We start from the raw sequence: 6,414 nt of genomic DNA on the forward strand, positions 1-6,414 counted from the left end.
GCCCATCCCTGTCGCGGCGGCGCCCGACGCCGCCCTTGCGGCCCGGCTCGACAAGGTGATCGACGCCGCCGTCGCCGAGCAACGGCTGGTCGGGACGGTGGTGCTGGTCGCCCGCGACGGCAAGATCGTCTACCACCGCGCCGCCGGCCTGGCCGACCGCGAAGCCGGCCGCCCGATGCGCGAGGCCGCGGTCTTTCGTTTCTCTTCGGTGACCAAGCCGTTCGTCACCGCCGCCGTCATGAAGCTGGTCGAGGACGGCACGCTGCGGCTCGACGATCCGGTGACCAAGTGGCTGCCCGACTTCAGACCCAAGCTGGCCGACGGGACCACGCCGGTCATCACGATCCGCCAGCTGTTGAACCACACCAGCGGCCTGACCTACGGCCTGGCCGAGCAAGCCTCGCACCCCTACCACGCCCTGGGCGTCTCGGATGGCATCGACAATTCGGGCATCACCCTGGACGAGAACATGCGCCGCCTGGGCAAGGCTTCCCTCGCCTTTCCGCCGGGCTCGACCTGGCGCTATTCGCTGGCCATCGACGTGCTGGGCTCGGTGCTTGAGAAGGCGACGGGCAAGTCCCTGCCTCAGGTCGTGGCCGAGACCGTCACCGGGCCGCTGAGCCTTACCGACACCGGCTTCGTCGCTCGCGATCCGACCCGACTGACCGCCGCCTACTACAACGCCCAGCCCGCGCCCAAGCGCATGACCGACAATCTGGACGTCGCGCTGGGCGCCACCGCCGTGCGCTTCGCCCCCAGCCGCGCCACGGACAAGACCGCCTTCCCCTCCGGCGGCGCGGGCATGGTCGGTACGGCCGGCGACGTGCTGACCCTGCTGGAGACCGTGCGGACGGGCGGCGCGCCGATCCTGAAGGCCGCGACGGTGGCGCAGATGACGAAGGACCAGGTCGGCGCCCAGGCGGCGACCCAGGGTCCCGGCTGGGGCTTCGGCTATGGCTGGGCGGTGCTGGACGATCCCGCCGTCGCCAAGACCCCGCAGGGCGCGGGCACGTTGGCCTGGGGCGGCGTCTATGGCCACAACTGGTTCGTGGATCCCAAGAGCCGCCTGACGGTGGTGATCATGACCAACACCGCCTTCGAGGGCATGAACGGCCCCTTCACGACCCAGGTGCGCGACGCCGTCTACGGGCGGTGACGCCGCCGCTGAGCGAACCGCGTTCGGCCTCGGCCCATTTTGACCGCATCAGCGTCCCGCCGACGCCCCAAAGTCGCGTCAGCCTAACGGAACGTCGGGGGACGTTTCGACAGATGGGAAACCGCATGCGTTCATTTCTGACCCTCGGCGCCGCCACGATCGCGCTCGCCATCGCCGCCCCCGCCCTGGCCCAGACCACCGCCCCGGCGGCCCCTGCTCAAGATCCTGCCGCCAGCACGGCGACCACAACGGCGCCGGCTGGCGCCGCAGCCGCCGCTGGCACCACCGCTTCGACGACGACCGCCGCCGCACCCGTGGCGGCCGGCCAGCCGGTCAAGGACAACTCCGGCGCGGTGATCGGCTCGGTCGCCGAGGTAAAGCCCGACGCCACCGGCAAGTCGATGGCCACCATCAAGATGGGCGACAAGACCTTCGCCGTGGCCGTCGCCAACCTCGCCGTCCAGGACGGCGCCACCCTGATCAACGCCAGCAAGACCGAGATCGAGGGCATGCTGGGCGGCGCGAAGAAGTAGCCGAGGACCTAGCGCCGTCCTCTCCTAGGGTGAGGACGGCGCCACTTCAGCCAATCCGCTAAGGCAGGCGGCGCGTTCGAAAGACGCCCCGCTGCGCCCGACCAACACCAGATAGGTCTCGTCCTTGTCGGGCTTGTAGCCGACGATCTGGCCGTCATCGATCCACGTCATGAACCAGCGCCCCTTAGCGGGCTTGGGCGCTTTTCCCTTTACGACGAGGGTCGGGCGAACGCGAAAACTGCCATTGACGGTGACGATCATTGCGCCGCCTCCACCCGTCGTTCGGCCACTCCGGACGCTTGAGACACGGCCTAACCAGGCCGCTTCCGCATGATCGACCAGGCGCGAGGCGTCGGTGAGCCGACCGCCGTTGCAGTCGGACGTGAATTCCACCGCCGTCGCGTGTGTCGCGACGAGCGTCGCTGTCATCGCCAGCGCCGCCGTCCATCCTGCCTTGCGTACCAAAATCGCTCCCCGCGACCGGACTTCACCCGAAGAAGGTGAACCCAAACCGCGAGGACCACAATCTGCGACCTAACCCACCGCCTCGAGCCGCGCCAAGGCCGCTTCCAGCTTGGCCTTGGCGGCTTCAGCCTCGGCCAGGCGTTCGCGGTTCTCGGTGACCGCCTCCTCCTTGGCGCGGGCCAGGAAGTCGGGGTTGTTCAGCTTCTTGGCGGCCTTGTCGATATCGACGGCGTGGCCGGCGATCTCCTTGGCCAGGCGCGCCTTCTCGGCCGACAGATCGATGAACTCGGCGATGGCCAGGGCGCCGGTCGCCTCGCCCAGCACAAACGGCACCGCGCCGGTCGGGGCCGCGTCGGCCTCGCGGGCGCTGTCCAGGCGGGCCAGGGTCAGCAGCAGGTCGCGGTGACGGGCCAGACGGGCCTTGGTCTCGGCGTTGGCGCCGATCACCGACAGCGGCGGCTTGGCGCCCGGCGGCACGTTCATCTCGGCGCGGACCGAGCGGATCTCGCCCACCGTCTCGACCAGCCAGCCGATCTCGGCTTCGGCGTCCGCGTCGATCCAGCTCTCGGGCAGCTCAGGCCACCTCTCGACGATCAGCATGCCCTTACGCGGGGCGCCGAACTCGGCGGTCTTGTCCCACAGCTCCTCGGTGATGAACGGCATGACCGGGTGCAGCAGCTTGAGGATCACGTCCAGCGCCCAGGCGGCGGTGGCGCGGGTCTCGGCCTTGGCCTCGGCGTCGTCACCGTTGAGGATCGGCTTGGCCAGCTCCAGGTACCAGTCGCAGAACACGTTCCAGATGAAGCGATAGAGCGCGGTGGCGGCGGCGTCGAACGACGGCGCCTCCAGGGCCCGCGTCACCTCGGCGGCGGTCTTGACCGTCTCGCCGCGGATCCACTTGTTGATCGGCTGCTTGACCGAGGCGGGATCGAAACCCTCGACGCGGACGCACTCGTTCATCTGGGCGAAGCGCGAAGCGTTCCACAACTTCGTGCCGAAATTTCGATAACCTTCAATACGTTGCTTTGACAACTTGATGTCGCGAGCCTGGCCCGACATCGCCGTCATGGTGAAGCGCACCGCGTCGCAGCCCAGTTCGTCGATCAGGACCAGCGGGTCCATCACATTGCCCTTGGATTTGCTCATCTTGGCGCCCTTCTCGTCACGGACGAGGGCGTTGATGAACACCTGCTTGAACGGGACTTCGCCCATGAAATGGATGCCCATCATCATCATCCGGGCGACCCAGAAGAAGATGATGTCGAAGCCGGTGACCAGGGTGCTGGTCGGATAGAAGCGCGCCAGGTCCTCGGTCTTCTCAGGCCAGCCCAGGGTCGAGAACGGCCACAGGGCCGAGCTGAACCAGGTGTCCAGGACGTCCTCGTCGCGCTTCAGGATCGGGGCTTCGTCGCCATAGTGCAGCATGGCCGCGGCCAGGGCCTCTTCCTCGGTCTCCTCGACGAAGATGTGACCGTCCGGACCGAACCAGGCCGGGATGCGGTGACCCCACCACAGCTGGCGCGAGACGCACCAGGGCTCGATGTTGCGCAGCCACTCGAAATAGGTCTTTTCCCAATGCTTGGGTTCGAAGACCGTCGCCCCCTCCTCCACCGCCTTCAGGGCGGGCTGGGCCAGGGTCTTGGCGTCGACGTACCACTGATCGGTCAGGTAGGGCTCGATGACCACGCCCGAACGGTCGCCGTGCGGGACCATGTGGCGGGTCTTCTCGATCTCGCGCAGCCAACCGTCTTCCTCGGCCTTGGCGATGACCGCCTTGCGGGCGACGAAGCGATCGAGGCCCTGATATTCGGCCGGAACCTCGTCGTTCAGGCGGGCGTCGGGCGTCAGGATGTTGATCGACGGCAGGCCGTGGCGCTTGCCGACCTGGAAGTCGTTGAAGTCATGCGCCGGCGTGATCTTGACCGCCCCCGAACCCTTGGTCGGGTCGGCGTAGTCGTCGGCGACGATCGGGATGCGGCGGCCGACGATCGGCAGGACCACGTCCTTGCCGACCAGGTCCTTGTAGCGTTCGTCCGACGGATGGACGGCCACGGCGGTGTCGCCCAGCATCGTCTCGGGACGGGTGGTGGCCACCACGATGAAATCGCGGGTCTCGAACGCGGTCGCCTTGCCCTCGTCGTCGAAGGCGACCGGATATTGGAAGGTCACGCCGTCGGCCAACGGATAGGCGAAGTGCCAGTAGTGGCCGTCGACCTCCTTCTGCTCGACCTCGAGATCGGAGATGGCGGTCTGGAACTGCGGGTCCCAGTTGACCAAGCGCTTGTCGCGATACAGCAGCTTCTGCTTGTAGAGCTGGACGAAAACCTTGCGGACGGCGGCCGACAGGCCCTCGTCCAGGGTGAAGCGCTCACGCGACCAGTCACAGCTGGCGCCCAGGCGGCGCAACTGGTTGGTGATCGCCCCGCCGCTCTCGGCCTTCCATTCCCAGACCTTCTCCACGAAGGCCTCGCGGCCCATGTCGCGGCGGCCGATGTTGCCGGCGGCGGCCAGTTGGCGCTCGACGACCATCTGGGTGGCGATGCCGGCGTGGTCGGTGCCGGGCAGCCACAAGGCCGCCTTGCCGCGCATGCGGTGGAAGCGCGTCAGCACGTCCTGCAGCGTGTTGTTCAACGCGTGGCCGATGTGCAGGCTGCCCGTGACGTTCGGCGGCGGGATGACGATCGTGAACGCTTCGGCGTTCGGGTCATCGCTCGGCTTGAAGGCCCCGGAGGCCTCCCAAGCGGCGTACAGGCGGGGCTCGACGGATTTGGGATCGAAGGTCTTTTCAAGCATGGCGCGGTGGGTATGCCATCTGCGGCCGCTCGGCGAAACCGTGGGCCTTGGTTCAATGGGGATTTTGAGACGGAAAAAGGCGGTCACCGGAGCGACCGCCTTCGAATTTCCGGTTCGTCATCGCCCGCCGAGGCGGGGATGACGGCAGATTATCCGCGACCGCGGGCGATGCGGTGGACTTCTTCCTCGACCTTGGTCTCGACGATGCGCGGCAGGTTCTGGTCCAGCCATTCCTTGAGCAGCGGGCGCAGCAGTTCGCGCACGACGTCTTCCAGGGTGCGGCCGTCCTTGGGCAGCAACAGGGCCGAGCTCAGGCTGCCAAAGGCCGTGGCGGCCAGGCTGGCGGCTTGGTCGCCCACCAGGTTGTCGGCGACGTCGTCGCGCGAGAAGCCCTGGATCGTTTCCGGTTCAGACGCGGGAGCGGCAGGCGTAGCGGGTTCCGACGCGGGCTCCGACGGATAGACGTCGATGTCGCCCAGGGTCTCGACCGGCGCGGGCGTTTCGATGGGATCGGTCAGCTCCAGCACATCGTCCTCGGCCGGGGCCTCCTCGGCGACCGGCGCGGGCTCCGATTCCGGTTCCGATTCAGCTTCCGGTTCGGGCGCCGCGGCCGCCTCTTCCGCCGGCGCGTCATCTTCGGAGATGATGCGGCGGATGGAGGCGAGGATCTCCTCCATCGTCGGTTCTTGGGAGCTCTGATCGGACATGTGCGGGCCGTCTCGAAGGGATACGAATCCTGGGGCGCCCTAACGGGCGCCTACCGCGATGGTGCAGACTTGCGCGCCTTAAGCAAGCTCAAGGATTGGGGGCGCGCCATTTCGTCCTATTTGGCGGCCGGCGGGGGTGCGCCCTTGACCGCCGTCGAGGGGCCCAGGACCTTGTCGACCCCTTGGACGAGCGGCTCCCACGGCACCCAGCCGAGGGCGTGATTGACCTTGTCGTACGACTTGACCGGATCGTAGCGCTCGACGTCCGGGGCCAGGTTGGCGACGTTCAGCACGCCCATGGCCTGCAGAACGCTGGCGCTGGCCACGTATTCGTCGCGACGGGCGACGACCAGGGCGACCTCGGCGTTGGCCAGCTCCAGCTGGGCGTTCAGCACGTCCAGGGTGGTGCGCAGGCCGACCTGCTGCTCCTGACGCACCCCTTCGAAGGCGATGCGGGTGGCCCGAACCTGCTCCTCGTTCGACACCAGGTTGGCGCGCGAGGCCAGCAGGTTGTTCCAGGCGGTGGAGATCTGTTGCAGGGCGCTGCGCTGGGCGCCTTCGACGGCGATGCGGGCTGCGTTCTCGCGCTCCTTGGCCGCGCGGACCTGCGAGGTGTTCAGACCGCCGGTGAACAGCGGCATCGAGGCGGTGATGGAGGCGGTGTAGCCGCGGTTGTAGTCGCCGAAGTCGGCGCCCGACCCGTTGCTGCGCGCGGCGTCGTAGTCGAGCCCCGCGCGGGCCCCGACGGTCGGGCGGTAGG

Annotated in this window: 6 protein-coding genes; 2 read left to right on the forward strand and 4 right to left on the reverse strand. The window is 68.0% G+C overall.

The features are described 5' to 3' along the window. Both WAL33_RS05390 and WAL33_RS05395 read left to right on the forward strand, forming a co-directional pair. Positions 1-1,156: serine hydrolase domain-containing protein (locus WAL33_RS05390; protein ID WP_422179238.1), on the forward strand; the 1,156-nt coding region annotated here is incomplete at its 5' end. A gap of 125 nt (positions 1,157-1,281) precedes the next feature. After that, the gene (locus WAL33_RS05395) at positions 1,282-1,689 is read left to right on the forward strand and encodes a hypothetical protein (protein WP_422179240.1); all 408 of its coding nucleotides are present in this window, start codon (positions 1,282-1,284) and stop codon (positions 1,687-1,689) included. A gap of 24 nt (positions 1,690-1,713) precedes the next feature. Here WAL33_RS05395 and WAL33_RS05400 read toward each other — a convergent pair whose 3' ends face one another. The 4 genes from WAL33_RS05400 to WAL33_RS05415 form a co-directional block, all read right to left on the reverse strand. Continuing rightward, complete coding sequence (locus WAL33_RS05400; RefSeq protein WP_422179241.1) at positions 1,714-1,950, reverse strand: hypothetical protein; 237 nt, start codon at positions 1,948-1,950, stop codon at positions 1,714-1,716. A 273-nt stretch (positions 1,951-2,223) separates the two neighbouring features. Then, positions 2,224-4,947, reverse strand: a complete 2,724-nt coding sequence (locus tag WAL33_RS05405) for a valine--tRNA ligase (protein WP_422179243.1) — start codon at positions 4,945-4,947, stop codon at positions 2,224-2,226. Positions 4,948-5,096: 149 nt separating this feature from the next. After that, entirely contained in the window at positions 5,097-5,654 is a 558-nt protein-coding gene (locus WAL33_RS05410; RefSeq protein WP_422179245.1) for a DUF2497 domain-containing protein, read from the reverse strand. A gap of 116 nt (positions 5,655-5,770) precedes the next feature. Further along, positions 5,771-6,414 (reverse strand): TolC family protein (locus WAL33_RS05415; protein ID WP_422179247.1); only part of this gene is annotated, 644 nt, incomplete at its 5' end.

The organism is Caulobacter sp. (assembly GCF_049283275.1).
Taxonomy (GTDB): Bacteria; Pseudomonadota; Alphaproteobacteria; order Caulobacterales; family Caulobacteraceae; genus Caulobacter.